The 13,545-nt window shown below is 38.3% G+C and carries 12 protein-coding genes; all 12 read left to right on the top strand.

Annotation, left to right across the window (positions count from 1 at the left end; all coding sequences use genetic code 11):
* The first annotated feature begins 5 nt into the window (after positions 1–5).
* Positions 6–821 (top strand): inositol monophosphatase family protein, encoded by an 816-nt coding sequence (locus ACMCNP_RS01975; protein WP_419313093.1) that lies wholly within the window; start codon positions 6–8, stop codon positions 819–821.
* Positions 821–2,728: a penicillin-binding protein 2 gene (mrdA, locus tag ACMCNP_RS01970; RefSeq protein ID WP_419314348.1), complete on the top strand. Its 1,908-nt coding sequence runs from the start codon at positions 821–823 to the stop codon at positions 2,726–2,728. Before ACMCNP_RS01975 ends, mrdA begins: the two co-directional genes overlap by 1 nt.
* Before the next feature lie 31 nt (positions 2,729–2,759).
* Positions 2,760–3,872: a rod shape-determining protein RodA gene (rodA, locus tag ACMCNP_RS01965; protein WP_419313091.1), complete on the top strand. Its 1,113-nt coding sequence runs from the start codon at positions 2,760–2,762 to the stop codon at positions 3,870–3,872.
* 74 nt (positions 3,873–3,946) lie between these two features.
* On the top strand, positions 3,947–4,432 hold the full coding sequence (locus ACMCNP_RS01960) for a phosphatidylglycerophosphatase A family protein (protein ID WP_419313088.1): 486 nt from the start codon (positions 3,947–3,949) through the stop codon (positions 4,430–4,432).
* A gap of 22 nt (positions 4,433–4,454) precedes the next feature.
* Positions 4,455–5,690 carry a nicotinamide-nucleotide amidohydrolase family protein gene (locus ACMCNP_RS01955; RefSeq protein ID WP_419313085.1) on the top strand — a complete coding sequence of 412 codons (1,236 nt, stop codon included), beginning with the start codon at positions 4,455–4,457 and terminating at the stop codon, positions 5,688–5,690.
* A 141-nt stretch (positions 5,691–5,831) separates the two neighbouring features.
* Positions 5,832–6,884 (top strand): recombinase RecA, encoded by a 1,053-nt coding sequence (recA, locus tag ACMCNP_RS01950; protein ID WP_419313082.1) that lies wholly within the window; start codon positions 5,832–5,834, stop codon positions 6,882–6,884.
* A gap of 57 nt (positions 6,885–6,941) precedes the next feature.
* Complete coding sequence (locus ACMCNP_RS01945) at positions 6,942–8,162, top strand: type IV pilus twitching motility protein PilT (protein WP_419313079.1); 1,221 nt, start codon at positions 6,942–6,944, stop codon at positions 8,160–8,162.
* On the top strand, positions 8,122–8,661 hold the full coding sequence (locus ACMCNP_RS01940; RefSeq protein WP_419313076.1) for a regulatory protein RecX: 540 nt from the start codon (positions 8,122–8,124) through the stop codon (positions 8,659–8,661). The genes ACMCNP_RS01945 and ACMCNP_RS01940 overlap by 41 nt, the downstream gene beginning before the upstream one ends.
* Positions 8,662–8,679: 18 nt before the next feature.
* Positions 8,680–11,322 (top strand): alanine--tRNA ligase, encoded by a 2,643-nt coding sequence (gene alaS / locus ACMCNP_RS01935; protein WP_419313073.1) that lies wholly within the window; start codon positions 8,680–8,682, stop codon positions 11,320–11,322.
* Positions 11,309–12,079: a hypothetical protein gene (locus tag ACMCNP_RS01930; protein WP_419313070.1), complete on the top strand. Its 771-nt coding sequence runs from the start codon at positions 11,309–11,311 to the stop codon at positions 12,077–12,079. The genes alaS and ACMCNP_RS01930 overlap by 14 nt, the downstream gene beginning before the upstream one ends.
* Before the next feature lie 29 nt (positions 12,080–12,108).
* Positions 12,109–12,846, top strand: coding sequence for an outer membrane protein assembly factor BamD (gene bamD / locus ACMCNP_RS01925; protein ID WP_419313067.1), 738 nt, complete (start codon positions 12,109–12,111; stop codon positions 12,844–12,846).
* A gap of 81 nt (positions 12,847–12,927) precedes the next feature.
* Positions 12,928–13,512, top strand: coding sequence for a translation initiation factor IF-3 (infC, locus tag ACMCNP_RS01920; RefSeq protein WP_419314346.1), 585 nt, complete (start codon positions 12,928–12,930; stop codon positions 13,510–13,512).
* Positions 13,513–13,545: the final 33 nt, after the last annotated feature.

Genomic DNA, 13,545 nt, shown 5'->3' with positions numbered 1-13,545 from the left:
GGCTAATGAACGATAGAGGTTTTGACAATCAGGATTTACAAAATTATCTCGATTTTGCAATAGCTCTCGCTAAAGATTGCGGCAAAATTATGTCTAAATCATTCAGAAAATCTCATTTCGTTAAGTATAAAGGCATTGTCGATATTGTTACGGAGGTAGATGTCGCTTCTCAGGGTTATGCTGTTAACGCCCTTAAAAAGGCGTTTCCCGATCACTCTATTCTTGCGGAGGAAGATGGTCTTAATATCAGTAAAGGGTCTAAGTTCAAATGGATAATAGACCCTTTAGACGGAACGACCAATTATGCCCACGGTATTCCCATTTTTTGTTTTTCGGCAGCGCTTGAGGTAAATTCTGCTATAGTGATGGGTTGCGCATACAATCCCATTTCGGAAGAGTTGTTTTTTGCTACCGAGGGCGGAGGGGCATATTTTAACGGTAAGAGAGTCCATGTTTCTAAGACAACTATATTTGAAAGAAGCTTGCTGGCCACCGGCTTTCCATACGATAAAAAAAGTAATCCGGATGATAATTTCGATCATTTTAGGGATATCTCAATAAATGTAAGGGGCATAAGGCGGTTGGGCTCTGCCGTCTTAGATTTGTGCTATACCGCATCCGGCTTTCTTGACGGATACTGGGAGCTAAATCTAAATTCGTGGGATATGGCCTTCGGAAGCTTGATGATTAAAGAGGCCGGAGGGGAGGTTACCGATTTTTGCAAAATGCCTTTAGACATTTATAACAGAAGAATATTGGCTTCCAATGGTCTTATTCACGACGAGCTATCGAGAATTTTATGCATAGATAGAAATCAGTGATGTCATCTTTATATAATGAAAATAGGATATTGAGGGGACAGCAAAACAGGATTAATTTATTGATGGCAATTGTCGCTATACTGTTTTTTATCCTGATTCTCAGGCTTTTTTATTTACAGATTTTAAGGGGCAATTATTATTATAAATTAGCGAAAGACAATGCTACGCGGATAATATATCTCACGGCGCCGCGCGGAGATATATTATCGAATAGCGGAAAAATATTCTTGGATAACGAATCTTCTTTCAATATCGCCTTTACCGTATCGAGAGTAAAAAATTTACAAACGGAACTCAAATTTCTTGCCGGTTTGATGAATAAAAGTTATAAAAAACTTTTGGCAAAGGCTGAAAAGAAGGAATTTTTACCCCCCTACGAACCTATTATCCTAATGCGAAATATCTCCGTTAAAAAATTATCCGAGTTTGAAGCCAATAAATTGTTTTTAAAAGGGTTTTTTATAGATATTATTCCCATAAGACATTATCCGTACAAAAAAATGGGTGCTCAGATTTTCGGCTATGTTGGTCCGGTCTCCCGAAAGCAGTTTGAAAATAAAAAGTATGGTTACCTTAATTCCTCCGATATCATCGGAGAAACGGGCATAGAATATTACTATCAAAAGTATTTGCACGGAAAGGATGGTGGAAAAAGGGTAATTGTTAATTCCGAAGGCGAACCTATAGGCAATATAGTCGTCAAAAAACCCACGATGGGTGCAAACTTGTATACTACACTGGATTTTTCCTTAGAGAAACTTGCCTATAAGCTTATGAAAAAAAGAGAAGGCGCACTGATTGCCGTTAACCCGCAAAACGGAAGGATTCTTGCTATGGTATCTACTCCGTCTTTTAATCCCTTTTATTTTTCCGAAGGTATCAGCGAAAGGCAATGGTATAAAATTATTCATAACAATGAACATCCGTTAGAAGACAAGGCGATACAAAATGCCTTGGCGCCCGGCTCCACTTTTAAGATCGCAGGCGCTTTAGCGGCGCTATCTTTGCATTTAATCACTCCGAAAGAAAAAATTTATGCCGGACCGGTTTTTAAATTAGGCAACGCCGTTTTTTACAACTGGAATCCCAATCAGCACTCTAAAATAGATTTATATAGGGCTTTAGCGGAATCCGTAGATACGTATTTTTATCCTCTCGGCGTTAAAATAGATATAGATGAACTGGCGGATTATGCGCATAAGCTCGGGTTTGGAGAAAAAACCGGAATAGACCTGCCGGATGAGAATCCCGGTTTTATACCCACAAAAAAGCTTGTTTACGAGAGGTACCACAGGCGCTGGTATAAGGGCTCTACGCTTTCGGCAATTATAGGGCAAAGCTACGTCCTCGTTTCTCCCTTACAACTTGTGATGGCGTACAGCGCTATTGCTAACGGAGGCAGTCTTTACAGACCCTTTATCGTAAGAAAAATCGTATCCTGGAACGGAAAGGTATTAAAAGAAATAATGCCCATGCTCATAAAGCATATAGGCATTAAAAAAAGCTATTTAGATGCGGTTAAAAAAGGTCTTTGCGATGTGGTAAACAAAGATTACGGGACGGCTTTTAACGGCAAAATAAACGGTATAACTTTTTGCGGAAAAACGGGAACGGCTCAGATTACATCTAAAACATACTCTATTTACGATATAAAACATATACTCAGAAAATACAGGGATAATGCATGGTTTGTAGGATTTGCTCCTTTAAAAAATCCAAAGATTGCCGTGGTGGTATTAGATATGCACGCAAAATTACTCGGGGTGAACGCCGCGGTTATAGCTAAAAAAATAGTGGAGAAATATTTAGAACAAAAGGGTTTATGGAAACCGGCGGCTAACGGTAAAACGAAAAACAAGAAAGCAGGTAAAAGCAAACTGCCGAATTTTGTTTATAGTGCTTTTTAGAATATACAGGTGGATTTAAGAAAGGATATATATGAGAATATTAAATAATAAATATGCAAAAAATTTTGATTTCGTAATGTTTTTCACTGTTATTTTGATTTTTGTTATAGGCATCGCAAATCTTTACGGCTCGTTAAGCATAAATCACAAAGATTTTTTTGACCCCTACATCGTAAAACAGATCATATGGTTTTTAATAGCATTTATCGTAATGTTTATTATTATTACCATAGATTACAACATATTTATAGAAATAGCCTATTATATATATGGTTTTATTTTTATACTGATTATAGCCGTACTGTTAGAAGGCAAAATTGCACACGGAGCATCAAGATGGATTTCCTTCGGAATGTTTTCGTTTCAACCTTCAGAATTTATGAAAATAGCGTTGATATTAGCCCTTGTCAGGTATTTCACTTTTCGTAAGGATAAAAACAGCTATTCCATAAAAGAACTATTGATTCCGTTTGTAATGATTATTCTGCCAGTGATTTTGATAGCGAAGGAACCGGATTTGGGAACGGCTTTGATAGTATTTTTTATAGGCATTACGATAGTTTTTATTGCCGGTATTAAAAGAAACGCTATGATGATTTTGACCGGAATCGCCCTGTTTGCGGGGCCGCTCTTGTGGTTTAGGCTGAAGCCTTATCAGAAAAGCAGAATACTTATATTTTTACATCCCGCAAAAGATTATCTCGGAGCGGGTTATAATATGATGCAATCAGAGATTGCAGTTGGAGCGGGCAGGTTTTTCGGAAACGGATTTGGAAAAGGCTCCCAGAGTACCCTTAATTTTTTGCCGGCTAAACATACTGATTTCATCTTCTCTACGTTTATGCAGCAATTTGGCTTTCTGGGCGGGTTGATTCTTATCGGATTATATTTTATACTCATAGTGAGAGGATATAATATCGTTTACAGAACAAAAAAATTACAGGGGTTTCTGCTCGGCGGGGGTGCCCTCAGTATAATCACGTTTCATACGATAGTCAATATGTTTATGACCGTGGGGTTGCTGCCCGTCGTCGGTGTACCGCTTCCTTTTTTCAGTTATGGAGGAACGTCTTTGTTAGTAGATATGTCCGCCGTAGCTATACTGCTTAATATTGCTATGAGAAGGTACAAGTTTCAATCTTAGCGGATAAATATGATAATTATTTAACGCAATAATTACGGAATGCCCGCTCGCGCGGGTTGGGATGAAATCGAAATATGGCAAAGCAAAAGGGTTTTAATATTTCTATATTTATCTCTTCGTTTTTTTATACGGGGTTTTTCCCTTATGCTCCGGGGACGGCAGGTTCAGTAGCGGCTTTTTTGTTATACATATCGATATTGAGATTTTTAAATCCCTATTATTATATTGCATTATGCGTGTTTACATTTATTATGGGGGTTTATTTTTCGTCCGGCGCGGAGAAAATATCCGGAATGAAAGACCCTTCCTTCATAGTAATAGACGAAACAGTAGGATATCTTACGGTCATGATAGGGGTTCTGGGGTTTCCGTTTTCAATTCTTTATGCAGTTTACGGCTTCATATTGTTCAGGTTTTTCGACATATTGAAGCCATTTCCTGTTAGATATATAGACAAAAACGTAGAAGGGGGATTAGGGGTTATGCTTGACGATGTCGTTGCAGCTCTTTTCTCTATCGTTGTTTTAAGATTTATAATTACTTTAACGGCGCATATATAAATATAAAAGGCTTATAAAATTTATGGATATTAAGATACTTGTTATAGCAAAAGGTAATAATTTCGTGGAAGCAGGGAGTGTGATAAGGGATATTTCCGCCGTTCTCTCAAACTATAATCTCGGATTTAAAGAAGCCGTCATTATGCCGAGAGACCAGAAAGACGGGATATATAAGGTCATGTCGTATATGGCGTCTGGGGATTCGTTCGTTATAACGTGCGGCGGTATAAATGAAAGCGGATGCATTACACAGAATATGGCATCGGATATATTCGGGAAAGAGCTTGTCAGAAACAAAGATGCCGCAGATTTAATGAGGCTTGTTCATGAATCCGGCAAGAAAGAATTGACTCCCTATGGCGAAAAAATATGTTATTTTCCAGAAAATTCCTTTATCATTCCGAATCAAAATTCCGGTATTTCCGGTTTTTATTTGACCGAACCCATATTTTTTGCCGCCGTGCCTCTTGAATCCAAAAATGCGGTAAATATGTTTAAAAATCATATACTTGGAAAGGTATTAGGGAAGATGGGGATTAATTATTCCGTAAGATTGAGAAAATACAAGCTGTTCGGCCTAAAAGAAAGAGAATTTGGGAACCTCCTTGAAAAGCTTAAAAAAAATTATGAATGCGGTTTTAATTATAAATTTTCATACGGGGAATTCATATTGTCAACAACGGTCAGTGGAATTTCAACTCAAAAACTCAATGAAAACATTAAATTGGTAGATAACGGAGTCAGCAAAATCTTTAAGGATTACCTTTACGGCTACGACGATGACGAACTCAATATCGTTTGTTCTTATCTCCTCAAGGAGACCGGCGTTAAGATTGCGGTTGCAGAATCGCTTACCGGGGGGTATATTTCCGACAAACTTACCGATCTGCCGGGGGCGTCAGATTATTTTATGTACGGCGACGTAGTATATTCTGATTATGCGAAGACGGATATTCTTGGAATAGATAAGGCTATTATAGAAAAAGACGGAGCCGTTTCCGAAAGATGTGCGTTGTCGATGGCGGAGGCAGTGAAAGAAAAAGCGTCTTGCGATATCGGACTTGCCGTAACCGGTTTTGCGGGACCGGAAACCCCGAGCGATAATTATCCCGTGGGTACGGTTTTTATAGCCCTTTCCGGATCTAAGCTGAAAGAGGTAAGGAAATACGCCTTTTCCGGTACGCGTATGGATATTAAGGCTTATACTGCAAAAATGGCGCTTTTCTGGGTATACAGGCTTCTTAGCGGAATGTTGTAGGTGGGTTATCACATAATAAGCCTTAAAAGACGATTGATAATATTATAATTTAGTTTTAAGGGATTTAACTTGATAATATTTCTTTTTTGAGATATAACTTTTAAATATGCTTAATTAAGCAAATGAATAGGGGTAACGAAAATGTCTTTAAAATCGACTAATAGCAAAGAAAATAAGGAAATTAAAACCAAAGCACCGGTTCAGGAACAAAAGATTAAGGCGTTGGACATCGCCATTGCCCAAATAGAAAAGCAGTTTGGAGTCGGAGCGGTTATGAAGCTAGGCGGAAGACCGGTAATGAAAAACATTCAGGCTATCCCCACAGGTTCGCTCTCGTTAGACATAGCGCTTGGCATAGGCGGTGTACCTATGGGCAGGGTTATAGAAATATTCGGTCCGGAGTCTTCCGGCAAAACCACGCTTACCCTTCAAATTATTGCTCAGGCTCAAAAAAAAGGAGGGATTGCGGCCTTTATCGATGCGGAGCATGCTTTAGATTTAAATTACGCTAAAAAAATAGGCGTGAACGTTGACGAGCTTTTGGTTTCTCAGCCGAGCACCGGCGAAGAAGCCTTAGAGATTACCGACTCTCTTGTGAGGTCTGGTTCTCTTGATGTTTTAGCCATAGATTCGGTTGCGGCTCTCGTTCCGAGGGCGGAAATAGAAGGAGATATGGGAGACACACACATGGGGCTTCAGGCAAGACTTATGTCTCAGGCATTGAGAAAACTTACGTCGGCTATAGATAAGTCAAATACGGCGGTTATATTTATTAATCAGATTAGAATGAAGATAGGCGTCATGTTCGGTTCCCCCGAAACCACTACCGGAGGCAATGCCCTTAAATTTTATTCTTCCGTTAGAATAGATATCAGGAGGGTAGGCTCTATTAAAAAAGGCGATGAAATAATCGGTTCCCGTACCAAGGCCAGGATAGTCAAGAACAAAGTAGCCCCTCCGTTTAAAGGGACCGAGTTTGACATAATTTATGACAGCGGGATATCGTTGGAAGGGGATATAGTCGATCTGGGTACGGATTACGGTATAATAGAGAAATCTGGAACGTGGTTTAGTTGCGGCAAGGAGAGGCTGGGTCAGGGACGCGAAGCGGCTAAGGAAACTCTTAAAAACAATACGGCATTGCGGGACGAGATACACTCTAAAATTTTAGGAAAATTTGATCTTAAGGCATAAAATGCCTCGACGTTTTAGCATCGAATAATATGTAATGGAGAGGAGTAGAATAAGATAATGGCGGGACAACCGGTCGAAAGACCGTCTTTTATAGAAATACTTTTGAAGACTGCCGTGGATATGAATGCATCCGATATTCATCTCAAGGTAAATTCTTATCCTATTTTCAGAATAGACGGGGATATTTATAGGCAGGAAAATTTGAAGATACTTTCGAAAGATATAATCGAAAAGGTTGCCGGAAGCATGATGGATAAGCATCAGCTCAAGGTATTTCAGGAAAATAGAGATGTAGACTTGGCATATAGCCTTGAAGGTGTCGGCAGATTCAGGGTTAATATATTTTCACAGAGAAACTCTATAAGCATAGCGATGAGATATATACCGTTTACAATACCCCCGTTTGATTCACTGAATCTGCCTCAAATTATAAAATCTATATCGCTGCATAAAAGAGGGCTTATTTTAGTGACCGGCGTAACCGGAAGCGGAAAATCTACGACGCTGGCATCTATGATAGATTATATAAATCATACCAGGCCGGTTAACGTTATCACCATCGAAGACCCCATAGAATATTTGCATAAAGATATAAAAGCCGTGATAAACCAGCGTGAATTCGGTATGGACGTTTATTCTTTTTCTCACGGTTTAAGGGAAGCCTTAAGGCAGGATCCGGACGTTATCCTCGTCGGCGAAATGAGAGACTTGGAAACCATAGAGACGGCAATGATAGCGGCGGAAACAGGTCATCTCGTTATGAGTACGCTTCATACCCTTGACGTTCAGGAGACCGTCAACAGAATCATTGCGGTTTTTCCGCCTCACCAACAAAAGCAGATAAGGGTACAACTTTCTTCCGTGATTTCTGCAATAATATCGCAGAGGCTCATAGTTAAAGCGGATAAGACCGGCAGACTGCCTTCCGTAGAAATAATGATAGGGACGGAGATGATAAAGGAATGCATTGCCGACGAGGATAAAACAGCGAGCATAAGGGATTATATTAAAAGCGGCAATATTCAATACGGAATGCAGACGTTTGATCAGTCTCTTTATAATTTTTATAAAGCCGGTTTGATAACTTATAAAGATGCCCTCTCCGAATCCACATCCCCCAACGACCTTGCATTGTTAATATCCGGCGTAAATTCCTCCGATAAGGACTCAAACGTATCTTCATTTGCGGGACTCGAGAACCACCGGTCCCAGGAGAATGATACCCAGGCGAATTCTGATGCCGTCTCTGGCAAATCCGGTTCGTTTTGGAGCAGTTGAGTTGAAGGTATCGCAGAAAGATTTATCCAAAAAAAGATTTAAAGCCCCGGTATCGGTATTGGACTATTCGCTTAAGCTCATTTCCGCCAGGTCTTATTCTGAAAAGCAGATTGCGGAAAAGCTCATTAAAAAAGGATTTTCTACTGAGGATATCGGTAAAGCCGTCAAAAAATTAAAAGAATACGACTATATAAATGACGAGGCGTTTGCTAAACGTTTTATGGAAAACGGTAAAAGAAAACTTATCGGAAGAATAAAATTGAGTTATGAGTTATACAAAAAGGGGCTCAATAGAAGTCTTATAGATAGGGTATTGGAAATGTTTTATACCGAAGACGAAGAACACGATATAGCCATTAAGGCAATGGATAAAAAAAAGGTTTCGTTAATAAAATACAGAGAAAATAAATTAATGTTTAAGAAGAAGTTATATAATTTTTTGCAGGGTAGGGGATTTTCTTCTAACATTATCGAAGATATTTTAAACAGTACATTATAAACATTATATTATATAAACATGAAAAGTTTATTATCCAACGAATTAAGAGAATTGTTTGTCGATTATTTTACGAGAAAAGACCATGATTTTGTTTCCGGTTCTTCTTTGATTCCCGCCGGAGACGACTCCATAATGTTCACTAATGCCGGAATGGTGCAGTTTAAAGATTATTTTACGGGTGCAGCCAAACCGCCTTTTTTAAGAGCGGTAAGCGTTCAAAAATGCATGAGAGCCGGAGGGAAACATAACGATCTTGAGAATGTCGGTAAAACATCCCGTCATCACACATTTTTCGAAATGCTCGGCAATTTTTCGTTCGGCGATTATTTTAAAAAAGATGCTGTTTTATTTGCATACGAGTTCTTAACGGATGTTCTCGGGTTGGATTCGGATAAGTTATATATTACCGTTAACAGCAAGGACGAGGAAGGATATTCTATTTGGAGAGACGTTGCAGGGGTGAATGAAAAAAAGATTTTTAAACTCGGGGACGAAACTAATTTTTGGCAAATGGGAGAAACCGGTCCGTGTGGTTATTCGAGCGAGATTTTTTTCGATACCGAATATTCTGAATTGGGACATAAGGAATGCAGCGTGGACTGTGATTGCGGAAGATATCTTGAAATATGGAATCTTGTTTTTATGGAATTCAATAGGGGTATGGACGGTGCCGTCTCTATGCTTCCGAAACCGTCCATAGATACCGGTATGGGTTTGGAGCGGATTTTGAGGGTTCTGCAGAACGTGAAATCCAATTACGACACTGATGTTTTTAAGCCTTACATAAATGAAATAGACTCCATAACCGGAAAATCTTACGGTAAAAGCGGTGAAAATTATGATGTAGCCGCCAGGGTGATAAGCGACCATGTGAGAACTTCCATTTTTTTATCGGCGGAATCCGTTTTTCCGTCTAATGAAGGCAGGGGGTATGTATTTAGAAGGATATTAAGGAGGCTTATAAGATATTCTTTAAAATTAGGCATAAGCTTGGAAAATCTAATCTACCTGGGAAATACGGTTGTAATAGTTATGGGCGGGTTCTATCCGGAGGCGAGAGACGGGTTCGCTGTTTTTGAGAAAATAATCTCCGAGGAATACAATAAGTTTTCCGATACGATAGGTCAGGGGTTGAAGCTTTTAGAGGAAAAGATATCGGAGTTAAAGGGTGAAAAGAAAAAAATTATACCGGGAGATTTTATTTTTAAGCTTTACGATGCTAAGGGTTTTCCGGTCGATATGACAGCAGATGTAGCCTCTGAAAACGGTTTAACCTTAGACTTAAAAAAATTCGACGAGCTTATGGGCATTCAAAAAAGGGGTTCAAGGCGAAAAAAGGAAAAGCGGGGTATTTTAGACGTCAATCCTGATTTTTCGGTAACCGATTTCTACGGATACGAAACATTAAAGGGCAGCAGCAATATCACAGGGATATTAGATGAAAAAGGCGAGTTTGCAACATCGGTGGAAAGCGGAAATTTTTATTATGTTATTGCCGACTCTACCCCGTTTTATCCGGAAGGCGGCGGACAGTCGGGGGATAAAGGTGTTATCGAATGGACTGGCGGCAGTGTCTCGGTTACGAATACCTATAAAACCAAAAACGGAGTAATACTTCATTACGGCAGGATTTTCAAAGATAACGGTACTGTCCGGAAATGTTTTCCAATAAAGGCAGAATTTTGCGTGGATAAAAAAATAAGGAAGAATGTGGCCTCTAACCACAGTGCGGTTCACCTTCTGCAGGCTTCGTTAAGAAAAATAGTCGGAGAACATGTTTCGCAGCAAGGTTCTTACGTTGATCCGGAGGGATTGAGGTTTGATTTTTCGCACGGCAAACCCCTTACTGACAGTGAAATTCGTCGGATAGAGATGCTTGTGAATGAGTATATCTTTTCGGATGCAGAGGTAAAAACCGAAGAACTTAATACGAGTGTGGCTATGGATTCGGGAGCGCTTCATTTTTTTGACGAAAAATACGAAGGAAAAGTCAGGGTTGTTTCTATGGGGGATTATTCCAAAGAGTTTTGCGGGGGAACTCACGTTTCCAGGGTAGGCGAAATAGGTTTTTTTAAGATTACGGGGGAGTCTTCGGTTGCTTCCGGCATTAGAAGGATTGAAGCGGTAACCGGTTTTAATTATCTTAATTTTTTATATATCGAAGAAGATAACATGAATAACATAATAAAACTGTTAGACTCCTCTAAGTCGGATATATATAACAAAATAATTAAACTGTTTTATAGCCATGAATATTTAGAGAAAAATAATGAAGATCTTAGATCCAAACTAAGCGATTTAGAAGCGGAAAGGCTTATTAAATTATTCAAGAGCGTCGAAAACGTTAAGTATCTGATATACAAATTTAAAAATATTTCCGCAGACGGCATCAAGGATCTTATTAATGCCCTTAAATCGAGGCATGATTTCCCGAAGGGGGATAGCGCGGTTATATTTATATCGTTAATTAACGATGAAAAATTAATATATATAGTTTCTGCTGGAGGTTCGATAGATGCGTCTAAAATAATAAAGCTTATAAATGCCGAGGTTGGCGGAAAGGGCGGCGGTAAAAGGGATTTTTCCCAAGGCGGCTCTTCTTTTGTAGAGAAAATCAATAATATAGAAAATATGGTTGAGGGTTTGTTTGCAAGGGCGTAAAAACAAAATTAAAATTTTATCGCCGTTTATTTTTATTATATTTCTATCGTTTAGTCTAAGCGGTTGCGCATACTATGTAAAAAAGGCGCAGGTACCCTTAAAATCCGGTAAGGTAATATACAAAAGCAGAAACGAGGTTTTGAAAGGTCTTGAAAAAAATTATGGACATTTTAAAGGTATGTCCGGCAGGTTTACTATGACGGCAACAGGTAATGGTTTTTCCTTTGAAGAATCGGGGCTTTATAAATACATAAAAGGAAAATACGTAAAATTTATCGTTTTAAATATATACGGTAACATTCTTTTTTACGTAAAATTATTTCAAGTTGACGATAAGGTCGTTTTTTTGAATTCGAAAAGCAAAAAGCTTGAAATTATAAATCTTAATAAAAAATATCGGGGCAAAATGCTGTTTTACGAACGATTATTTAGGGTACTTGAAATTTTCTTAAATTTAAACAGTCTTGATAAAATCAGAAAAGCCGATGTGTTTTATAATACTTACGGGGGGTTTTTCTTTGAATATCATAGCAATAATAATGAAAAAAATAATACCTATTATATATACGTAAGCAAAAATTATCTTATAAACAGAATAACGGTCGCAAGACATGAAAAAATGATCGAAACCGTATACTTTAAGAATTATATACCGAAGGACGGAAGCATGGTTCCTTTAAAAATATATGTTGACGATTATCTCTATAATGTTAAAATAAAAGTGGGCATTTCAAAGGGAAGCGGTATAATTAGATAAAATTAAAATAGAAGGAATATTAACATATTATGAAAAATAGCAGGTTGTTGGTATTGATTTTACTTTTAACGGCGGCAGTTTCAATGCTTTCGTTTTTTTTAACTGCATGCGGTAAAAACGTTAAGAACAATATATTGCCGCCGGGGTTTTATTATAAAAAGGCGTTAAATGAAGCGCATAATCGCAATTATGTGGGAGCGGCAAAAGATTTTAAGAACTTGATAGAAAATTATCCCGCATATCGCAACACCGTAAAGGCGGAGCTTAAACTTGGAGACGTTTATTATTTAAACGGAAAATATATAGAGGCTCAAGGTGCCTATTCCGATTTTATCACCCTTCACCCGCGTTCAAAGTATGTTCCCCTTGCAATGTTTTACGAGGCTATGTCTTTTTATAAAAGAAAGGAAGCGGTCGGAAGAACGCAAAGTTCTCTGAGGAAAGCAAAAATCGTATTTGAAAAACTTATTTCTAACTATCCATATTTCGAGCACTCGAAAAAGGTGATGGAATATATAAAAAAAATAAATATATATTTATCGGAAAATACTTTCTTTACAGGTCTTTATTATTACAATGCAAGCAGGTGGAAACCGGCTATATACATGTTTAAAATTGTCCTCAAGCAATACCCTGGTCTGCCCGTTATTCCTAAAACGCTGCATTATTTGGCAATATGTTATAAAAACGTTAAGGACAAAAAGGTTGCAAACCATTATTTGAGGCTTCTTAAGGAAAAATATCCGCATAGCAAATATGTTGGATAAGGCTAAATTTTCTTGACAGTAAGCACAAATTATGTAATAATTCTAAAACTAAATTAATTTTTATAGCAAGGAGAAATCAGTATACAGAAAAATAATAAAACGCATTTGAACGAAGGTATCAGGGCAAAAGAAGTAAGAGTTATCGACGGTGAAGGAGGGCAGGTAGGCATAATGCCCCTACATGATGCTCTTGAACTTGCGAAGGAAAGGGTCTTGGATCTCGTAGAGGTCTCTAAAGACGCAAATCCTCCTGTTTGTAAGATAATGGACTACGGGAAGTTTAAATACGAGCAGAATAAAAAAGCGCAGGAGGCAAAGAAAAAGCAGGTTCTGATACGCGTAAAAGAGGTTAAATTTAGACCCAATACCGATAGTCACGACTATGGGTTTAAATTAAAGAACGCAATTTCGTTTCTCAAGGAAGGCAATAAGGTAAAATTAACCGTTACCTTTAAGGGCAGGGAGCTTGCGCATACGCAATTAGGAATTAATGTTATATTAAGGGTTATCGAGGATATCAAAGAATTCGGCATTCCGGAATTTCCGATTAAGCCTGATGTTAGAAGAACATTCAGCACGATAATAGTTCCGATAAAAATAAAAAAACAGATTGAAAAGCCGGAGTTAAAAACGGCAACAATAAAAACAAAAAGCCGTGAGGCTTAAAAAATAAAACAAGTGATATATAGCGTGGGAGTT

The sequence above is a fragment of the Candidatus Acidulodesulfobacterium sp. H_13 genome, from assembly GCF_048541835.1.
Lineage (GTDB): Bacteria > SZUA-79 > SZUA-79 > Acidulodesulfobacterales > Acidulodesulfobacteraceae > QIJE01.
The sequence above is the reverse complement of the archived record's forward strand: the minus strand, read 5'-3'. Positions and strand labels throughout refer to the sequence as shown.

What these genes read in the sequence shown, in the direction of transcription:
- ACMCNP_RS01975 (WP_419313093.1), top strand. Translation starts at nt 6, where the DNA reads ATGAACGATAGAGGTTTTGACAATCAGGATTTACAAAATTATCTCGAT.
- mrdA (WP_419314348.1), top strand. Translation starts at nt 821, where the DNA reads ATGTCATCTTTATATAATGAAAATAGGATATTGAGGGGACAGCAAAAC.
- rodA (WP_419313091.1), top strand. Translation starts at nt 2,760, where the DNA reads ATGAGAATATTAAATAATAAATATGCAAAAAATTTTGATTTCGTAATG.
- ACMCNP_RS01960 (WP_419313088.1), top strand. Translation starts at nt 3,947, where the DNA reads ATGGCAAAGCAAAAGGGTTTTAATATTTCTATATTTATCTCTTCGTTT.
- ACMCNP_RS01955 (WP_419313085.1), top strand. Translation starts at nt 4,455, where the DNA reads ATGGATATTAAGATACTTGTTATAGCAAAAGGTAATAATTTCGTGGAA.
- recA (WP_419313082.1), top strand. Translation starts at nt 5,832, where the DNA reads ATGTCTTTAAAATCGACTAATAGCAAAGAAAATAAGGAAATTAAAACC.
- ACMCNP_RS01945 (WP_419313079.1), top strand. Translation starts at nt 6,942, where the DNA reads ATGGCGGGACAACCGGTCGAAAGACCGTCTTTTATAGAAATACTTTTG.
- ACMCNP_RS01940 (WP_419313076.1), top strand. Translation starts at nt 8,122, where the DNA reads ATGCCGTCTCTGGCAAATCCGGTTCGTTTTGGAGCAGTTGAGTTGAAG.
- alaS (WP_419313073.1), top strand. Translation starts at nt 8,680, where the DNA reads ATGAAAAGTTTATTATCCAACGAATTAAGAGAATTGTTTGTCGATTAT.
- bamD (WP_419313067.1), top strand. Translation starts at nt 12,109, where the DNA reads ATGAAAAATAGCAGGTTGTTGGTATTGATTTTACTTTTAACGGCGGCA.